Below are 17,989 nucleotides of genomic sequence, written 5' to 3' on the forward strand. Positions count from 1 at the left end.
CCGCTGCCGGTCACACTGTGCTATTTTGGTCCGATGAGGAACTGAGGCTACGAGCGTGACGCGAAAACTGGCGGCGATCCTGGTCGCGGATGTAGTCGGCTAAAGCCGTCTCGCCGGTGCGGACGAGGATCGCATCCTGGCGCGGCTGAGAACCCTGCGCAGCGACCTGGTCGATCCGACAATCGCCGTGCACAATGGCCGTATCGTCAAGCCCACCGGCGATCGAAGCCTCATCGAGTTTCGCAGCGCCGTCGACGCCGTGCGCTGCGCGATCGAGGTGCCGACGGCGATGGTCGAGCGCAATATCGGCGTGCCTCCGGAGCATCGCATCGAGTTCCGGGTCGGGATCCTTTGCGATGTCACCGGAATTGCCGAACCAGAAGTCAATCTTGGTCTTATCGGCGGCAGCGGGACCAGCAAGAATCGCTGTAGCGAGAAGGGCGCCGGCGGCGCGGCGCTCCGCCGATGAACCTGCTGAAGGCGACAGTGCGCGATGGCCGGCTGGCGATTGCAGGTTCCGATGCCAGCCTGCCCCTGCCGGCCCGCTTCGCCCAAGCCGCCGTCAATGGCCGCGAAGGCTGGCCTGGTATCGCTCCGCCGATGACAATAACCTTGTGAAAAAGCTCATACTAGGGCACAATTTATGAACGCATCTGAAGTTGCGGCACGATCTCATAGCCGGCCGTCTCGCGCCGAGTGACAGTTCGCGCCGGAGGGGCGGCGTCGATGGATCAGGGGTTCTTTCTTCTGTTCGCTACGGTGTCCGTGGTCACCGCTCTGACGGTGGTCCTGGCGCGGAATCCGGTTCACAGCGCATTGGCGTTGATGGCGTGTTTCCTCAATATCTCGGCCATCTTCGTCTTGCTCGAGGCGCCGTTCCTCGCGGTTATCCAGATCTTTGTCTATGTCGGCGCGATCATGGTCCTGTTCCTGTTCGTGATCATGATGATCGATGTGCGCGAAGCGGTGTTGCAGCGGTTCTTGCCGGGCGGCAACCTGTTGGCTCTGGTGCTGGTCGTCGTGCTTGGGCTCGAGATGCTGGTGCTGGTGCTCTGGAGCGACCGCTTTTCGGTCATCGAACCTGTCGCCATGCGCGGCGGCGATCAGATCAGGCAGCTCAGCACGACACTTTTCGCCGACTATCTCCTGCCGTTTGAAATCGCCTCCGTGATCCTTTTGGCGGCCCTGGTCGGCGCCATCGTGCTGGCGCGGAAGGAGCAGGACTGATGGTTCCGCTCTCGTGGTATATTGTGCTTGGAGTGGTCCTGTTCGTGATCGGAGCAGCGGGCGTACTGATCAGGCGCAACATTCTGGTGGTGCTCATGTCGCTGGAGCTTTTGCTCAACTCCGTCAACATCAACTTCATCGCTTTCGGGCATTACTACGACGATTTCCGCGGGCAGATCTTCGCGATCTTCGTCATCGCAATCACCGCGGCGGAGGTTGCCGTCGCCCTCGGTATCCTGGTCGCCCTCGTGAGGAACAAGTCCACCCTCAAGGTCGACGACGTGACCATGATGAAAGGATAGCGGTTTGGACCCGGTGATATCGATCCGGCCGCTGCTTGCCGTTGCCGTCGCAGGCATGGCGGCCCTTGCGATTCTCCTTCTGAACAACCGCGAGAAACTCCGCGATATCGTCTCGCCCTTGGCCGCAATCGTCATGTTCGCGATTGTCGCCTCGATGGCACCCACCGTGCTGGCTGGCGGGACGATCGATTTGCGCCTGTTCGAGATCCTGCCGGGGATTGACTTCGCTTTCCGGGTCGATGCGCTCGGCATGGTGTTTGCCACCGTCTCGTCGCTGCTGTGGATCGTGGCCGCGATCTATTCCATCGGCTACATGCGGCACTTGAACGAGCATGCGCAGACCCGGTTCTTCGCCTGCTTCGCCAGCAGTCTGGCCGCCGCCGCCGGGGGTGCCTTCGCCGCCAATCTGTTTACGCTGGTGATCTTCTACGAGGTGCTCAGTCTCGTTACCTATCCCCTCGTCTACCACCACGAGGACGAGCAAGGATGGACGGGCAGCCGCAAGTACCTCGTCTATCTGATGGGCGCGTCGAAAAGCGTGCTGCTCGCCGCGCTGGCGCTGACCTACCACATTGCGGGGTCGCTCGACTTTGTGAGGGGCGGGCTGCTGGCGGGAGCTGATGCCTCGGCGCTGCTGCTGACGGTCGTTTATTTCTGCTATCTCTTTGGCTTCGCCAAGGCCGCGGTGATGCCGATGCACGCCTGGCTGCCTGCCGCGATGGTGGCTCCGACACCGGTCAGCGCGCTCCTGCATGCGGTGGCCGTGGTCAAGATGGGCGTGTTCTGCGTGCTGCGCGTGGTCTTCCATGTCTTCGGCGTCGAGCTGGTGGGGAAGCTGGGCCTCGGCATCGCCACGGCCTATCTGGTTTCATTCACGATCCTCACGGCATCGATCTACGCCCTCACGCGGGACGACCTGAAGGCGAGGCTCGCCTATTCGACCGTCAGCCAACTCTCCTACATCGTGCTGGGCGCGGTTCTGTTGTCGCCGGTCGCGATGGTCGGCGGGATCGTTCACATCGCGGCGCATGCGTTCTCCAAGATCACACTGTTTTTCTGCGCGGGTTCAATCTATTGCGCGTCTGGCAAGCGCAACATCAGCGATATGGCTGGGATCGGCCGCAGGCTGCCCTGGACGATGGGGGCGTTCCTCATCGGTTCGCTCAGCATGATCGGGATGCCGCTGACCGCGGGCTTCGTCAGCAAGTGGTATCTGGCACGGGGTTCGGTGGAGGCGGGGGAAATCCCCTTCCTGATCGTGCTCCTCATAAGTTCGGTCCTGAACGCCGCCTATTTCCTGCCAATCAGCTATCTCGCCTTTTTCGGGACTGAGGCACAGGAGGGCCCCGCGACGGTTCGGGAAATTCCGATGGTCACCATCCCGCTGGTCGCGACCGCCATCCTGTCGGTGCTGATGGGCATCTTCCCCGGCTATTTCCTCACCTTGGCGGACGGAGTGGTCAGATGATCAAGCGCGTGGTCGATTTCTTTGGTGCCGAAATATATGCGCATCAGCGGCGCCGGCTGTTTTATCTGGCGCTCGTTGTTATCGTGATCGCCGACTTTCTCGTTCCCCGCGAACACGCCGAATACCTGTGGGACCGCCTGCCGGGCTGGTCGGCCGTCTACGGCTTCGGCTCCTGCGTGCTGCTCATCTTCGTTTCCAAGTTTCTCGGCCATCGGGCTGGGCTGATGCGGCGCGAGGATTACTATGACTGACTTCATCCATCCGGCCCTGCTCTTCATTCTCGGCGCTCTGCCGATCCCATTCCTCAGAGGATCGATCCGCAAGGCTTATCTGCTGCTGATCCCGGCGTTGGCGATCCTCGCCGTGGTTACGATGCAGCCGGGCAACTACGGCGCGGCGTCGTTCCTCGGGCAGCAAATCCAAGTCGCGAAGGTCGACAAGCTGAGCAGCGTCTTCGCCACGGTTTTCACCATCATGGCCCTGATTGGAACGGTCTACGCGCTGCACTTGCCTCGCCCCGGCCAGCACGTCGCTGCGTTCGTCTACGTCGGGAGCGCGCTCGGCGTGGTATTCGCCGGCGACTACCTGACGCTGTACCTGTTCTGGGAAGGCATGGCGTTTGCCTCTGCCTATCTGGTCTTCGCACAGGGCGGCCGGCAAGCGATCAGCGCCGGGTTCCGGTATCTCATGGTCCATATCACCGGCGGCGTCGTCCTGCTTGGCGGCATCATTCTCTACGGGCTTTCAACAGGCTCGCTACTCCTAGACCCGATCGGCGGGGGGATGGGCGCCGGCGCCTACTTGATCCTTGCCGGGTTCCTTCTGAACGCCGCCGTGCCGCCGCTCAACGCCTGGCTGACCGACGCTTACCCTGAGGCAACCGTCACCGGGGCGGTATTCATGAGCGCCTTCACCACCAAGACCGCCGTTTATGTGCTGGCGCGCGCGTTTCCGGGAACCGAGCTTCTCGTTTGGCTCGGCATCGCGATGGCGCTTTACGGCGTCATCTATGCAGTACTGGAGAACGACTGCCGGCGCCTGTTGGCCTATCACATCGTCAGCCAGGTGGGTTATATGGTGGCGGGCGTCGGTATCGGGACCGAGATGGCTGTCAACGGCGCCACCAGCCATGCCTTTGCGCATATCCTATACAAGGCGCTTCTGTTCATGGGTGCCGGGGCGGTGATCTACGTCACCGGCCGGCGCAAGCTGACCGAGCTTGGCGGGCTCTACAAGACCATGCCGCTGACGGTGGCGCTCTACATGGTCGGCGCCTTCGCGATCTCGGCATTTCCCTTCTTCTCGGGCTTCGTCACCAAATCGATGGTGATCGCCGCCGCCGGACAGGATCATCGGGCGCTGGTGGTGCTGGCGCTGACAATGGCATCGTCGGGGACCTTCCTGCACACGGGCTTGAAGCTGCCGTTTTACATGTTTTTCGGCACGGACCGGAAACTGGAGGCGCGGGAGCCGCCGCGCAACATGCTGGCCGCCATGGGAATGGCGGCGGTGCTTTGCATTGCGATCGGAGTGTTCCCGCAGCCGCTTTATGCGCTTCTGCCCTATCCGGTCGACTTCGAACCTTACACTGGCCTCCATGTCACGGAGAGCCTCGGCTTGCTGATGTTCGCTGCCTTCGGGTTCGTTTTGTTCCTGCGGGCGCTCGACCCGGAAAACACCATTAGCATCGACACCGACTGGTTCTATCGCAAGGGCGGACGGGTCTTCATGTGGTTCGCCGAACGACCGCTGGCGCGCTACGAGAAGGCGGTGAGCGGGGTGTCCGAAACCGCGGCGCTACCCCTGCTGTATGGGGCGGCACGGGCGGGACTGCGGATCGATCTCACCGTGGTAGACGCCATCGTGAACGGCGTTGCCCGCTCGATCCTGCGCGGCGGCGGGCGGCTCCGGCAACTCCAGACCGGCGTCGTGACCCATTACGTGCTGGCGATGATCGTCGGTGTGATCGCGGCCACCGCCATCTTCGCCGTGGCGTGGCGGTAGGGGGTCCCATGGGGTTACCGCTACTCAGCCTCATCATATTCACACCCGCCGCCGGGGCAGCGGTTCTGATGTTTCTGCGCAGCGACGCTGCTGTGCGGTGGATGGCGCTGGGTGTCACCGTCCTCGACCTTGCTCTCTGCATCGCTATGTTGGTCGGTTTTGACACCACGACCCACGCGATGCAGTTTACCGAGACGCGCCCGTGGGTTCCTGCGCTCGGGATCACCTATGCGCTTGGCATCGACGGAATCAGTGCGCTCTTCGTTTTCTTGACCGCGCTGCTGGGCTCGACCTGCGTGCTCGCCTCGTGGGTCGCGATCGACCGCAAGGTGAAGGAATTCATGGTCAGTCTGCTGGCCATGGAGGCGCTGATGCTGGGGGTTTTCTGCGCACTCGACCTGTTCTTGTTTTACGTCTTCTGGGAAGCGATGTTGATCCCGATGTACCTGATCATCGGCGTCTGGGGCGGCGACGGCCGGGTCTATGCGGCTTTCAAGTTCTTCCTTTACACGCTGGCAGGCAGCGTCCTGTTCCTGGTCGGCGTCATCGTGCTCTATTTCAGCGGCGGCGAGACCTTCGACATTCTCGCTCTGACAGCACAGGATTTGCCGTTCCGGGTCCAGTCGTGGCTGTTCTTCGCTTTCCTGGTTGCCTTCGCGGTCAAGGTGCCGATGGTCCCGGTCCACACCTGGCTACCGGACGCCCATGTGCAGGCGCCGACAGCGGGCAGCATCATCCTCGCCGGAGTACTGCTGAAGATGGGCGCCTACGGCTTCCTGCGATTCTCGCTGCCGATGCTGCCGGAGGCGTCAGTGTATTATTCCACCCTGATGCTTTCGCTTTCGGCACTTGCGATCGTCTATGGCGGGTTGCTTGCGCTGGCGCAGGACGACCTCAAGAAGCTGGTGGCCTATTCCAGCATCAGCCACATGGGCTTCGTGACGATGGGGATTTTCGCGCTGAACCTCCGCGGGCTCGAGGGCGGTATCCTGCAAATGTTCAATCATGGCGTGACAACGGGCGCGTTGTTCCTGTTCGTCGGCCTGATCTACGAGCGGACCCACACCCGCAGCATCGCCGATTATGGCGGGCTGATGAAGGCAGCACCGGTCTATACCGCCTTTCTTGCCTTGTTCATCCTGTCGTCGATGGCGCTGCCGGGAACGAATTCGTTCGTGGGCGAGTTGCTCGTGCTGTCCGGCGGGTTTGCAGCCAACCCGGCCGTCGGCGCGGCCGCCGTTCTGGGCGCATTGCTGGGCGCGGCCTATCTGCTTGGCATGTATGGTAAAGTCGCGCTTGGTCCGGCGAGCGTCAGCGCCCGGTTCAAGATGCGTGACGTAAACGCCCGCGAGCTCGCTGCGATCCTGTCGCTGAGCGTCTTCGTGCTCTGGGTCGGGCTCTATCCAAAACCTTTCCTCAACATCATCGATGCCTCGGCGAAACATCTGCTGGCGCAGGTGCACGGTGAGGAGAGCGGCCAATGACCGCCGCTGCGCTTCTCCAGTCGGTCCTTGCGAGCCTGCCCGAGATCATCGTGATCACAGGGGCCTGTATCCTGCTGATCCTCGGACAGTTTGTGCCAAAGAGACAGGAATATTTCCTTGTCTCGGCGTCCGTTGCCATCGTGCTGTTTGCCGCCTTGGCAACACTGATGCTGGCGGGCGAGGTGCGGCCGGCCTACACGGGCATGTTCGTCGCCGACCGCTTCGCGGTCTTCTTCAAGTTCGTGTTCTATTTGGCCACGGTTCTGACATTCCTCCTCTCGCGAAAATATGCGGATGTCGAAGGGATCGGCAGCAGCGAATACTATGTCCTGCTGCTCTTCGCGCTTTCGGGAATGATGATCATGGCGTCGGCCACCGATCTCCTGTCGATCTATGTGGGCCTCGAACTGGTGGTGCTCTGTACCTATGTGCTGACCGGCTTCCTGCGGCGAGAGCGGCGATCGAACGAAGCGGCGCTGAAATATGTGATCCTTGGCGCGGTCTCGACCGGGATTTTCCTTTACGGCGTTTCGCTGGTCTACGGGCTGACCGGCACCACGCAACTGGACGCGATGGCTGCAGCGGTGACCGGCGATCCGCTCGATCCCGGATTGCTGCTGGCGGTCGTCTTCATTGTCGCGGGGCTGGTCTTCAAGGTCGGCGCGGTGCCGTTCCATATGTGGGTTCCGGACGTCTACGAAGGCGCGCCGACGACGATCACCGCCTTCATGTCGGTCGGCCCGAAAGCGGCAGGGTTCGCGGTTATCCTGCGGGTGTTCCTCAACCCTCTGGTCGCAGCCTCGGACGTCTGGATCATCGTCGCCGTCATTGCGGTGGCGACGATGGCGCTCGGCAGTTTCGTCGCGCTGGTCCAGGATAATTTCAAGCGCCTCCTGGCCTATTCCAGCATCGCTCATGCCGGCTTCGCCATTTTCGGCGTGGCCGCCGGCGGCGCCGATGGGATCGCCAGCGTGATGCTCTATCTGCTGATCTACGCGTTCATGAATCTCGGCATTTTCGGCACCGTCATCATGATGCGGAACGGCGATTTCTCGGGCGAGGTCATCGACGACTATGCGGGTTTCGCCAAGTCGCATCCGGGGCTGGCGCTTCTGATGCTGCTCTATCTCTTCTCGCTGGCCGGCATTCCGCCGACGGCCGGGTTCTTCGCCAAGTTTTACGTGCTGGTCGCCCTTGTCGAGCGTGGTTTCGTCATGCTTGCGGTTATCGCAGTACTGCTCAGCGCCGTCGCCGCCTATTTCTACATCCGCATCGTGATGGTGATCTACATGCGCGAGCCTAAGAGGGCGTTCGCCCCGGCACTGACGCCTCTGGTCGGCGCGACACTCGCCGTCACCGCTGCCGGCACGATCGGCATCGGCCTGTTTCCGTCGTGGTTTCTGAAGCTTGCCCAAGATTCGGTATTTGGCGGGTGAGCGATTGGATTTGCAATGATCACACCGACGGAATAGACTTGAAAGCAGAGGAAGGATTGCCCAAGTCGCGCCGCGGCGTGACCGATTTACCCGATCGGGATGAGGTCGATGGGCGACCGGTGCAGTGACATGACTGCAATGGAATTCTTGCCGGTTCTTTTCATGGTCGCCGGAGTCGTTCTGGTGACGGGGGTGACGTTGTTCGTCTCCTCGCTGCTGCGCCCATCCAATCCTTATCCCGCCAAGAACATGCCCTATGAATGCGGCATGGACGCCGCGGGCGAGGCGTCGGCGGGCCGCTTCAGGGTACCGTTCTTTATTCTCGCGATCCTGCTGGTCGTTTTCGATGTCGAAGCGATGTTCCTCTTTCCCTGGGCTGTCGTCCTGAAAGAGATCGGGCTGGTCGGCTATATCGAAATGATCGTCTTCATGGTGCTGCTTCTCGTGGGCTTCGCCTACGCCTGGCTGAAAGGAGCGCTGGAATGGGAGGCGTAAACAACGCGATCCGCGACAGCGTGCTGTTCACCACGGCTGACAGCATCATCAGTTGGAGCCGCAGATCGGCGCTGTGGCCGGAGACCTTCGGCATTGCCTGCTGCGCCATCGAGATGATCTCCGCCGGTTGCGCCCGCTACGATCTCGACCGGTTCGGTGTCGTGTTCCGCCCTTCGCCGAGACAATCCGACGTCATGATCATCGCCGGCACCGTGACACGGAAATTCGCGCCCGTCGTGCGGCGGCTCTATGACCAGATGCCGGAACCACGCTGGGTGATCGCAATGGGCACCTGCGCTATTTCGGGCGGGGTCTACAACACCTACGCCGTGGTGCAGGGATCGGAAACCTTCGTGCCCGTCGATGTACATGTGCCTGGCTGTCCGCCCCGGCCTGAGGCGCTGATGCACGGCTTCCTTCTGCTTCAAGAAAAGATCAAGAGGTCGCGGGCACTCGCCGGCACGCCTCTGGATCGGGTTATAGCATCATGAGTGCGGAGCCGTCCCTCAATCGCGCTCCGATCATGGAGCGCTTCGGAGAAACAATCGAGGACCTCGGCACTGCGCACGGCATCGAGGCCTTTGCCGTTCCGCCGGAGAGGATCGTCGAGTTCTGCCGGTTCCTGAAAGAGCATCCGGCGCTGCAATTCAATTTCCTCTCGGACGTTTGCGGGGTCGATCATTATCCCGAAATGCCGCGGTTCGAGGCGGTCTACCATCTCTATTCGCTGCCCAACAGGCGGCGGGTCCGCATCAAGTGCCGCCTTGGCGATCCCCCTGAAGTGCCTTCGGTCACGGGAGTCTGGCGCACCGCCAACTGGCATGAGCGTGAGGCCTGGGACATGTATGGCATCCGGTTCACGGGACATCCCGATCTGCGCCGGATCTATATGTGGGAAGGCTTCGAGGGCTTTCCTCAGCGCAAGGATTTCCCCCTCAGGGGCTTTAGGGACAAGTTGAACCCCTTCGGTGCCGAAGGTCCGCCGCCAACGCAGCCCGACCTTGCCACCAGGGACATTCCGTAGGGGAGGCCGTTCGACGCCGGACCGTTGAGATGACTGAAGTCACCGAACTCAGCAGGCCTGAGGGCGAAGCGCTCAATACCAGGGAAGTGCTTCTCAACCTCGGTCCGCAGCACCCCAGCACCCATGGGGTTCTTCGGCTCGTCCTCGAACTGGACGGCGAATTCGTCGAGCGCGTCGATCCGCATATCGGCTACCTCCATCGCGGCACCGAAAAACTGGCGGAGAGCTTCACCTATACCCAGATTTTCCCGCTGACGGACCGGCTCGACTATCTCTGCCCGCCCTCGAACAACCTTGCGTTCGCGCTGGCAGTGGAGAAACTCCTCGGCATAGAAGCACCGATCCGGGCGCAATATATCCGCGTGATGATGGCCGAGCTGTCACGGATCTCCGGTCACCTCCTGATCACGGGCGCTTTGCCGATGGATCTCGGCGCCATGACCGCGCTGCTTTACGTCATGCGCGAACGTGAAATGATCATGGACCTCCTGGAAATGATCACCGGTGCGCGCATGCACACCTCGTTCTGCCGGGTCGGCGGAGTGCGCGAGGACCTGCCTGACGAATTCTTCCCGAAGATCCGGGAGTTTTGCGACATCTTCCCGAACCGGATCCGCGACTATGAGCGACTGCTCGAAGATAACCGGGTGTTTCTCAATCGCACGAAGGGGATCGGCGTGATCTCCGCCGAGGATGCTGTCGATCTCGGCCTCAGCGGCCCGAACCTGCGTGCGTCCGGTGTCGACTGGGACATCCGGCGCGATGAGCCCTACGAGATCTACGACCGGCTGGATTTCAACGTCATCACCCGTGACGAGGGCGATTGCTATGCACGCTGGCGATGCCGCGTCGACGAGATGCGCGAAAGCATAGGGATCATCGAACAATGCATCGACCAGATGCCTGAGGGGCGGTTCCAGATCGATATGCCGACAATCGCCTTCCCGCTGGACAAGGATCGGGTGCACTGCTCGATGGAGGCGCTGATCCAGCATTTCGACCTGTCGGCCTACGGCTTCAAGGTGCCGAAGGGCGAGGTCTATTCGGCAATCGAGGCGCCAAAGGGCGAGCTTGGCTTCTACATCATCAGTGACGGCTCGCCAAAACCGTTCCGCATGAAGGTGCGGGCACCCTCGTTCGTCAATCTTCAGGCCCTCTTCGGGGTCACCAACGCCCGCTATCTGGCGGACATGATCGCCGTGCTCGGCAGCCTCGACCCCGTGATGGCCGAGGTGGACAAGTAGCAGAGGATTTGGAACGTGATGGCCATGCGCGAAAAGATCGAAGAGGCGGCGGCGCGGTATCCCGACCAGCGCTCGGCGATCATGCCCGCGCTTCGGATCGCGCAGCGGGAGCATGGCCATCTGCCTGGTCCGGTGCTGGAGGAGGTCGCCAACATTCTCGGGGTCGAGCGGATCTGGGTCTACGAGCTGGCAACCTTCTACACGCTCTTCCATACCGAACCGGTGGGCATGTTTCACCTGCAGCTTTGCGACAACGTCTCCTGCATGCTGTGCAGATCCGAGGACCTGCTGAGGCATCTGGAGGAGGTCCTCGGGATCAAGAAGGGCGAGACCACCCCGGACCTGCTGTTCACGCTTTCGACCGTCGAATGCCTCGGCGCCTGCGAGATGGCTCCAGTGATGCAGGTCGGCGACGACTATCACGGCGACCTCGACATCGCGCGAATCGACGCGCTTCTCGACAGGTTGCGAACGGAGGCGGGGCAAGCGACTGGTGCCGATCTCGCCTCAGCAGCACCGCCGGGAGAATAGCCTCATGTTCGAACCGATCCTCCTCAAGAATGTCGATGTTCGGGATGGCCATCTGCTCTCCACCTTCGAGGCCGGCGGAGGCTACCAGGCTCTGGCCACGGTACTTCGCGAATACACGCCCGACGAGGTTATTGATCTCGTCAAACGGTCCAACCTGCGCGGTCGCGGCGGTGCCGGATTCCCAACGGGCATGAAATGGGGTTTCGTACCGAAGCGGACCGGCAAGCCGACATATCTGTGCTGCAACGCCGATGAGGGCGAGCCGGGCACGTTCAAGGACCGGATCATCATGGAGCGCGACCCGCATCAGCTGATCGAGGGGTTGGCGGTAAGTGCATACGCGATTGGGGCCGAAACCGCTTATGTCTACATTCGCGGAGAATATGTGACGGCGATCCGTCGGTTGGAGCAGGCGATCGCCGAGGCCCACGCAAAGGGTTATCTCGGAAAACGCATTCTGGGCTCGGATTTCAATTTCGCCGTACACATCCACTGCGGCGCCGGCGCCTATATCTGCGGCGAAGAGACTGCGATGCTCGAGTCGCTCGAGGGCAAACGGGCGCAGCCGCGATTGAAGCCGCCATTTCCGGCCGTGGCGGGGCTCTACGCCAGCCCGACAGTGATCAACAATGTCGAGACGCTCGCTTGCGTGCCGCATATCGTTATGCGGGGGGCGGACTGGTTTCGGGGCATCGGCCCGGACAAGAGCCCCGGCCCGAAGCTCTACTGCCTCAGTGGGCAGGTGCACAAACCCGGCCTCTATGAATTGCCGATGGGCATACCGCTGCGCGAACTGGTCGAGAACCACGCCGGCGGCGTGCTGCCGGGACGCAGAATCAAGGCGGTGATCCCGGGCGGGGTCTCAGCGCCGGTCATACCGGAGCACGGGCTGGAAGTGAGGATGGATTTCGACTCGCTGGCTGCCGCCGGTTCGATGCTCGGTTCGGCTGGCGTTATCGTGATCGACGACTCGACCTGCATGGTCAAGGTCGCGACCCGGATCATCGAATTTTTCCATCATGAGTCCTGCGGCAAGTGCACGCCGTGCCGGGAAGGATTGAACTGGACCGTAAAAGTATTGCGCCGGATTGAGACCGGGGAAGGTGCTGCCGGCGATCTGGAGCAGCTGGAGATGCTCTGCAAGGGCATTTTCGGCAATACGTTTTGTGCCTTGGGTGACGGCGCAGCGATGGGATTGCGGGCGGCACTCGCGCATTTCCGCGATGAGTTCGTCGCCCATATCGAGGAGCACAGGTGCCCCTTTCACTGAAGCCTGCACCGCGACAGGACTGCGAGGAAGTATGGTTAGCATTACGATCGATGGACGAACGCTGGAAGTTGAGGCTGGCTCGACAGTGCTACAGGCCGCCCGGCGTTTGGGCATCGATATCCCAACCTTCTGCTATCTGAAGCGCCTGCCGCCGCTGGCCTCCTGCCGCATGTGCCTGGTGGAGATCGAGGGGCAGCGGCGGCTGCAGCCGTCCTGCGCCACCGCCGTCACCGAGGGTATGGTGGTGCGGGCGAAGACAGCTCTGATCGAGGAAACGCGCGCTTCCATGCTCGATATGCTGCTCGCCAACCACCCCCTCGACTGTCCGATCTGCGACAAGGGCGGCGAATGCGAGCTTCAGAACATGGTGATGGCCTACGGGCCTCGCAAAAGCGAGTTTCACGATCCCAAACGTGTCTTCCATTCCGAGGACATCCGTCTCAGCCCGGTCATCATCATGAACGTCAACCGCTGCATCCAGTGCCAGCGCTGTGTCCGGATGTGTGAGGAGGTCGTCGGCGCGGTCGCCCTGGGTACCGTCGAAAAAGGCATGGATACCGCCGTCACCGGCTTCGAGGGTAGTCTCGCAAGCTGCGACCAGTGCGGCAATTGCGTCGAGGTCTGCCCGGTCGGCGCGCTGATGAGCTTTCCCTATCGCTACAAGGCGCGGCCCTGGGATCTGGTCGAGACCGACACGGTCTGCCCGCATTGTGGCACCGGTTGTCAGTTGACGGTGGGCACGCGCAAGGGCGAGTTCATGCGGGTGCGTTCGAAGTGGGACGAGGGGCTTAACCGCGAAGTGCTCTGCGTACGGGGACGCTTCGGCCTCGATTTCGTCGAGAGCCGGGACCGGATCAAGCGACCGATGATCCGTCGTGATGGTACCCTGGTTTCGGTTTCCTGGGACGAAGCGGGGGACTATCTGCGCCAGCGGCTGTCGGCCGTCGAGGGCAAGGCTGCCGGCGGGCTGGCCTCGCCTCGCCTACCCAACGAGATACTCTATCAGTTTCAGAAGCTGATGCGGACGGCATTCCAGACCAACAGCATTGATTGTTCGTCACGCTGGTCCACGCCCTTCGATACGCTCGGCCCGCTAATGGCAGCCTTCAACAGCCGCGCACCGCTGGACGAAGTGATCGGCAACGACTGTGTGCTCGTGGTCGGCGGCAACGTCACCGAGGAGAACCCGGTCACCGAATACCTGCTGCGGGATGGCGTGCGGCGGCGGCAGACCGGATTGCTCATGCTCTCGGCGCGGCCATCCCGTCTGGATGCCGATGCCAGGGTGGTGGTTCGCGTGCCGCCGGGCGGAGAAGCGGCGTGCCTTGCGGCGGTGGTGACCGGTCTCGTAGCGGCAGTTGGTGAGGCCTTGCCGGGCACCGTTCTTGCGGGCATCGGCGCGGCAATCGGCAAGTCAGCGGTGGAAACCGGCATTGACGGGCCCGATCGTCTGGCCGCGGCGCTCAAGGACGGCCGCAGCGTCACCGTGCTTGTCAGCGTCGACCTCCTGAGATCACCCGAAGCGAGCGCGACGCTGCAGCAGATCAATAATCTGCTGCAGGCTCTGCGCCTGCTCGGCAAGGACCTGGCGATGCAGTTCCTCTTCGACCGTGCCAACCAGATGGGCGCCTGGGACATGGGAGTTCTGCCGGCGGCTCTGCCGGGGCTGCGGGCGGTAACCGACGAGGTAGCGCGCACAACTCTTGCGCGGAACTGGGGCGCCGAAATCCCGTCTGAACCCGGCGCGGATCTCGACGCCATTCTGGAGCTCTGCGTCGGCGGGCGAATGGGCGCTCTCTACATCGTCGCAACCGACCCCCTGATTGCCTATCCCGACAGGGATTTCGTGTCGCGGGCGCTTGGCGCCGCCGATCTCCTGATCGTGCAGGACGCCTTCCTCACGGATACGGCGGGCCTTGCCGAGGTCGTCCTACCCGCGGCAGGTTACGGCGAGGAAACCGGCACGTTCACCAACAACGAGGGCCGAATCCAGAAGGTCCGCAAATTCCGCGAACCCGCCTTCGAGGCGCGGAGCAATCTGGCGATCTTCGACTTCGTCGCGGCGCTTCGCAACCAGGCACTGCGGCCGTCGACGCAAGGCGAAATTTTCGACGAGATTGCGCGGTTTGTTCCCGCCTACCAGGGATTGACGCAGGACGGACTTGGCGCCGACGGCGCATTCACCAAGGCGGTGCCGACGGCACCTGCGGCCAGGTTCTTTGCGCCGCCGCCCGTCCCGCCAGCAGCCGACCGGCTCATGCTGATCACCGGGGACTGCCTGTTCCACAACGGCTATCTTTCCGAACGGTCGGACATCCTGAACACGGTCGCCAATGATCCCTATGTCGCGATGAGCGCGCAGGATACCGCACAGCTTGGCCTTTCGGATGGCGATCAGGTCATTGTGCGTTCCGCCCAGGGCGAACTGACGGCCCAGCTCAAGGTCGACGGGCGGTTTCCCAAGGGCCTCGTCTTCGTTCCGGAAAACTATAGAGCCTTGCGTCTCAACGGCCTGATGCGGCGGGGTGAATACCCATGCCCGGTGGAGGTCCGGAAGGTGCAGGCCACGCTTGAGGTCGACCGCACGAGCCGGATCTGGCGTGGGGTCTGAAGATTTGGGGTCGGGGCGCCGCGCCGCCCGCAAGCTGCCCTGCCCCAATGCGTGTCGCCCGGAAGTGTGCAGCGGTTCCGGGATAACGACATGCAAAAAAACAAAGGGCTAAAGCGCGTCGCATGGATCAAATTTGATGCGACGCGCTTTAGCCTCCTCACATCAAGCTGGCGGCATCAGTGATACCTGGTTCCGCAGATGTAATCCTGCAGTTCCTGCTCTGTGCGCTGCGCTTCCTCGAGCCTATGTTTAACCACGTCGCCGATACTGAGCACGCCGACAACGTCGCCTCCATCCAGAACCAGCACATGACGCGTACGCCGCTGGGTCATGATCCCCATCACGACGGGTAGCAAATCTCGTGTCGAACAGGTCGCCACACTGCGGTTCATGACATCCGCGACGCGCATCAACGCCGCCTCGGACCCGTATTCCGCCACCGCATTGCAGCAATCCCGCTCCGATAGCGAACCCAGGTATTCGTCGTTCGATTGGCCGACGACGACGAAGCCGATATTGCTGTCGCGAAACAGCCTCAAGACTTCCAATATCGTCTGATCGGGAGCAACCGCGATGACACCGACACCCTTGTTCTTCATGATTTCGCCGACAAGCATCTGAGCCTCCTGTCTGCGCGCTCCGGATTGACGGATGGCGCGCGTTCACGTTCGCCGGATATTCCGCCACCAATTGTAGCCCTGCTTCTCTTTCGTCTCGACGAGCACGTCCTTCTTTGTGTTCAGGCGTGCGGTAACCACGCCGCCGCCGGTTGCCGCCTTGCCCGGCTTGGCGAGCAGGTCGTCGCGCCCGATCACCAGGTCACGCGAGGAAAAACTCGAAAATTCGTACTGCTGGCCGAGCGCGATTGCATCGGCTGGGCAGGCGTCCTCGCACAGCCCGCAGAACAGGCAGCGAGCCGTGTCGATCTCGAATTTGGCCGGGTGCCGGTTGCCCTTCTCGTCCTCGTAGGGGACGACTTCGATACAGTCGCAGGGACAGATCCGCGCGCAGAGTTCGCAGGCCACGCATTTGATCTCGCCTGCTTCATCACGCTTCAGGAAGTGATGCCCGCGATAGCGGGAATAGGGCAACCACTTTTCCTTGTCCGGATATTGCATGGTGACCGGCTTGGAGAACATGTAGCCGAAGGTCAGAGCCAAGCCGTTCGCCAGATCGGCGAAGAACGCCCAGCCGATCCATCTTCCAGCTTTGTCCTGCGCGCGCGACATCGCCGCCTCGCTACGGAGCCGCCATGGCCCCTAAAAGTACACCGGTTACAATTATGTTCGCCATCGACAGAGGAAGCAAGACTTTCCATCCGATCGCCATCAGTTGGTCGTAGCGGTAGCGGGGGAAAGTGAAGCGGAACCAGATAAACACATAGACGAAGAATGCCACCTTGACCACAAACCAGAGCAGTGGTGGCAAGGGGATTAGGATACCGTTCCAGCCGCCGAAAAACAGGATCACCACCAGGACCGACACCAGCAACACGATGGCATATTCGCTGACCATGAAGAACGCAAAGCGGATACCGCTGTATTCCGTATGGAAGCCGGCGCCCAGATCGCCTTCCGCTTCCGAAAGATCGAAAGGAATACGCTGCGCTTCGGCCAGTCCGGCGACGAAGAACACGAGGAAGCCGACCGGCTGGTAGACGATGTTCCAGACATCGGTTTGGGCCCGCACGATGTCGAGCAGGCTCATGGATTGCGCCAACATGACCACCCCGACCACCGCGAACCCCATCGGAATCTCGTAGCTGATCATCTGCGCGCAGGTCCTGAGGCTGCCGAGAACCGCGTATTTGCTGTTAGCGGCCCAGCCACCGAAGATGACGCCATAGACCTCGATCCCGATCACCGCAAAGACGAAGAGCAATGCCACATTCATGTTGGAGACGTAGAGCGTGATCTCGGAGCCGAGGACCGAGATGCTTTCGCCGAAGGGGATCGCGACGAACACCACAAAGGGAGGGGCGAGCGCCAGTATTGGCGCCAGTTTGAACAGGAATCGATCGGCCTCGGCCGGGATGTGGTCCTCTTTGGTCAAGAGCTTGATTCCGTCCGCCACCGGCTGCAGAAGCCCATGCCACCCCACGCGCATCGGTCCCATCCGCTGCTGAATGTGCCCTGCGATCTTGCGTTCCAGCCAGGTCAGCGGCAAGGGCAGCAGCAGCAAGATCGCAATCAGAAACGCGACCTTGAAAACGATCAGGCCAAGGGCGACGATAAGCTCCATGATCCGCGGCTACTTATACATCGGGTTGAAACGCGCAACCGGACTTTGGCTCCGGCTATACGCTGAGCACTTGAGCACTTTGTCAGGCTACATAGTATAACGGCGACGCAGCTCTTACAATGCCACTACAGTTATGTGGTCGCTGCGATGATGTGTCTGGGTTCAGGACGGTTCGAGCCGACTGGTTCGATGCGCACGTGTGTGTATTGCGCTACTTGCGGATAGAACGATGGTTGTTTGTGAACCATCTGAAACCTGGCCATTGCCGGCATCTATCTGGCTTTCCTTGAGAAGATGAAGTCTTCGTCCCAACGATTCTCAGATGTGTTTTGGAATCAAAAAGCCCGCACGAGGCGGGCTTTTGTTTATTTGGTTGCGGGGGCAGGATTTGAACCTGCGGCCTTCAGGTTATGAGCCTGACGAGCTACCGGGCTGCTCCACCCCGCGCCATCGCAAGTCGGATTGACTTGCTGCAGTATTATAACACGAAAGGCCGCTTTATGAGCGGCCTTTTAACGGCGTGTTGGCCGTTGGATGTGATGAGAAGATTATAGTTGCGATTTGCAGACCTGGCAGCGACCTACTCTCCCGCGTCTTAAGACGAAGTACCATGGGCGCAGGGGCGTTTCACGGCCGTGTTCGGAAAGGGAAC

17 protein-coding genes, 1 tRNA gene, 1 rRNA gene and 3 pseudogenes are annotated in these 17,989 nt (G+C 61.5%); 16 read left to right on the forward strand and 6 right to left on the reverse strand.

The window, feature by feature from the left end; translation table 11 throughout:
- Positions 1–55: 55 nt before the first annotated feature.
- Positions 56–362: pseudogene (locus EFR00_RS29550) on the forward strand (nucleotidyl cyclase domain-containing protein); the annotation flags it as partial.
- Here EFR00_RS29550 and EFR00_RS34325 read toward each other — a convergent pair.
- Positions 305–487, reverse strand: a pseudogene (locus EFR00_RS34325) (hypothetical protein); the annotation flags it as partial. The pseudogenes EFR00_RS29550 and EFR00_RS34325 sit on opposite strands and share 58 nt — an antisense overlap.
- Here EFR00_RS34325 and EFR00_RS29555 point away from each other — a divergent pair.
- The 15 genes and pseudogenes from EFR00_RS29555 to nuoG form a co-directional block, all read left to right on the forward strand.
- Positions 454–597 (forward strand): annotated as a pseudogene (locus EFR00_RS29555) (sugar ABC transporter ATP-binding protein); the annotation flags it as partial. The pseudogenes EFR00_RS34325 and EFR00_RS29555 sit on opposite strands and share 34 nt — an antisense overlap.
- A gap of 129 nt (positions 598–726) precedes the next feature.
- The gene (locus EFR00_RS29560; protein WP_009996280.1) at positions 727–1,227 is read left to right on the forward strand and encodes an NADH-quinone oxidoreductase subunit J; all 501 of its coding nucleotides are present in this window, start codon (positions 727–729) and stop codon (positions 1,225–1,227) included.
- Positions 1,227–1,529 (forward strand): NADH-quinone oxidoreductase subunit NuoK, encoded by a 303-nt coding sequence (gene nuoK, locus EFR00_RS29565; RefSeq protein ID WP_038690941.1) that lies wholly within the window; start codon positions 1,227–1,229, stop codon positions 1,527–1,529. The genes EFR00_RS29560 and nuoK overlap by 1 nt, the downstream gene beginning before the upstream one ends.
- A 4-nt stretch (positions 1,530–1,533) precedes the next feature.
- A complete protein-coding gene (locus EFR00_RS29570) occupies positions 1,534–2,997 on the forward strand; it encodes a monovalent cation/H+ antiporter subunit D family protein (protein ID WP_077994896.1) in 1,464 nt (487 codons plus the stop codon).
- Complete coding sequence (locus tag EFR00_RS29575) at positions 2,994–3,248, forward strand: hypothetical protein (RefSeq protein WP_077994897.1); 255 nt, start codon at positions 2,994–2,996, stop codon at positions 3,246–3,248. The genes EFR00_RS29570 and EFR00_RS29575 overlap by 4 nt, the downstream gene beginning before the upstream one ends.
- The gene (locus tag EFR00_RS29580) at positions 3,241–5,001 is read left to right on the forward strand and encodes a Na(+)/H(+) antiporter subunit D (protein ID WP_077994898.1); all 1,761 of its coding nucleotides are present in this window, start codon (positions 3,241–3,243) and stop codon (positions 4,999–5,001) included. The genes EFR00_RS29575 and EFR00_RS29580 overlap by 8 nt, the downstream gene beginning before the upstream one ends.
- An 8-nt stretch (positions 5,002–5,009) precedes the next feature.
- Complete coding sequence (locus EFR00_RS29585; protein WP_077994899.1) at positions 5,010–6,485, forward strand: NADH-quinone oxidoreductase subunit M; 1,476 nt, start codon at positions 5,010–5,012, stop codon at positions 6,483–6,485.
- Positions 6,482–7,921: an NADH-quinone oxidoreductase subunit N gene (locus EFR00_RS29590; protein ID WP_077994900.1), complete on the forward strand. Its 1,440-nt coding sequence runs from the start codon at positions 6,482–6,484 to the stop codon at positions 7,919–7,921. Before EFR00_RS29585 ends, EFR00_RS29590 begins: the two co-directional genes overlap by 4 nt.
- 129 nt (positions 7,922–8,050) lie before the next feature.
- A complete protein-coding gene (locus tag EFR00_RS29595) occupies positions 8,051–8,416 on the forward strand; it encodes an NADH-quinone oxidoreductase subunit A (RefSeq protein WP_038692760.1) in 366 nt (121 codons plus the stop codon).
- Positions 8,404–8,907 (forward strand): NuoB/complex I 20 kDa subunit family protein, encoded by a 504-nt coding sequence (locus EFR00_RS29600; RefSeq protein WP_003582024.1) that lies wholly within the window; start codon positions 8,404–8,406, stop codon positions 8,905–8,907. Before EFR00_RS29595 ends, EFR00_RS29600 begins: the two co-directional genes overlap by 13 nt.
- Positions 8,904–9,440, forward strand: a complete 537-nt coding sequence (locus tag EFR00_RS29605; protein ID WP_009989232.1) for an NADH-quinone oxidoreductase subunit C — start codon at positions 8,904–8,906, stop codon at positions 9,438–9,440. The genes EFR00_RS29600 and EFR00_RS29605 overlap by 4 nt, the downstream gene beginning before the upstream one ends.
- A 29-nt stretch (positions 9,441–9,469) precedes the next feature.
- Positions 9,470–10,684 (forward strand): NADH dehydrogenase (quinone) subunit D, encoded by a 1,215-nt coding sequence (gene nuoD / locus EFR00_RS29610; RefSeq protein ID WP_077994901.1) that lies wholly within the window; start codon positions 9,470–9,472, stop codon positions 10,682–10,684.
- An 18-nt stretch (positions 10,685–10,702) separates the two neighbouring features.
- Positions 10,703–11,215, forward strand: a complete 513-nt coding sequence (gene nuoE / locus EFR00_RS29615; RefSeq protein ID WP_010056746.1) for an NADH-quinone oxidoreductase subunit NuoE — start codon at positions 10,703–10,705, stop codon at positions 11,213–11,215.
- A 4-nt stretch (positions 11,216–11,219) separates the two neighbouring features.
- The gene (gene nuoF, locus EFR00_RS29620; protein WP_077994902.1) at positions 11,220–12,485 is read left to right on the forward strand and encodes an NADH-quinone oxidoreductase subunit NuoF; all 1,266 of its coding nucleotides are present in this window, start codon (positions 11,220–11,222) and stop codon (positions 12,483–12,485) included.
- A 31-nt stretch (positions 12,486–12,516) separates the two neighbouring features.
- Complete coding sequence (nuoG, locus tag EFR00_RS29625; protein ID WP_077994903.1) at positions 12,517–15,096, forward strand: NADH-quinone oxidoreductase subunit NuoG; 2,580 nt, start codon at positions 12,517–12,519, stop codon at positions 15,094–15,096.
- Positions 15,097–15,272: 176 nt separating this feature from the next.
- Here nuoG and EFR00_RS29630 read toward each other — a convergent pair whose 3' ends face one another.
- The 5 genes from EFR00_RS29630 to rrf all read right to left on the reverse strand — a co-directional run.
- Positions 15,273–15,713, reverse strand: a complete 441-nt coding sequence (locus EFR00_RS29630; RefSeq protein WP_009987535.1) for a CBS domain-containing protein — start codon at positions 15,711–15,713, stop codon at positions 15,273–15,275.
- A 45-nt stretch (positions 15,714–15,758) separates the two neighbouring features.
- A complete protein-coding gene (locus tag EFR00_RS29635) occupies positions 15,759–16,325 on the reverse strand; it encodes an NADH-quinone oxidoreductase subunit I (RefSeq protein ID WP_077994904.1) in 567 nt (188 codons plus the stop codon).
- Between the two features lie 10 nt (positions 16,326–16,335).
- Positions 16,336–17,337: an NADH-quinone oxidoreductase subunit NuoH gene (nuoH, locus tag EFR00_RS29640; RefSeq protein WP_077994905.1), complete on the reverse strand. Its 1,002-nt coding sequence runs from the start codon at positions 17,335–17,337 to the stop codon at positions 16,336–16,338.
- A gap of 370 nt (positions 17,338–17,707) precedes the next feature.
- Positions 17,708–17,784, reverse strand: a tRNA-Met gene (locus EFR00_RS29645).
- Positions 17,785–17,904: 120 nt separating this feature from the next.
- Positions 17,905–17,989: ribosomal RNA gene (rrf, locus tag EFR00_RS34330) — 5S ribosomal RNA — on the reverse strand; the annotation flags it as partial.

This window comes from Rhizobium sophoriradicis (assembly GCF_003939025.1).
GTDB lineage: Bacteria > Pseudomonadota > Alphaproteobacteria > Rhizobiales > Rhizobiaceae > Rhizobium > Rhizobium sophoriradicis.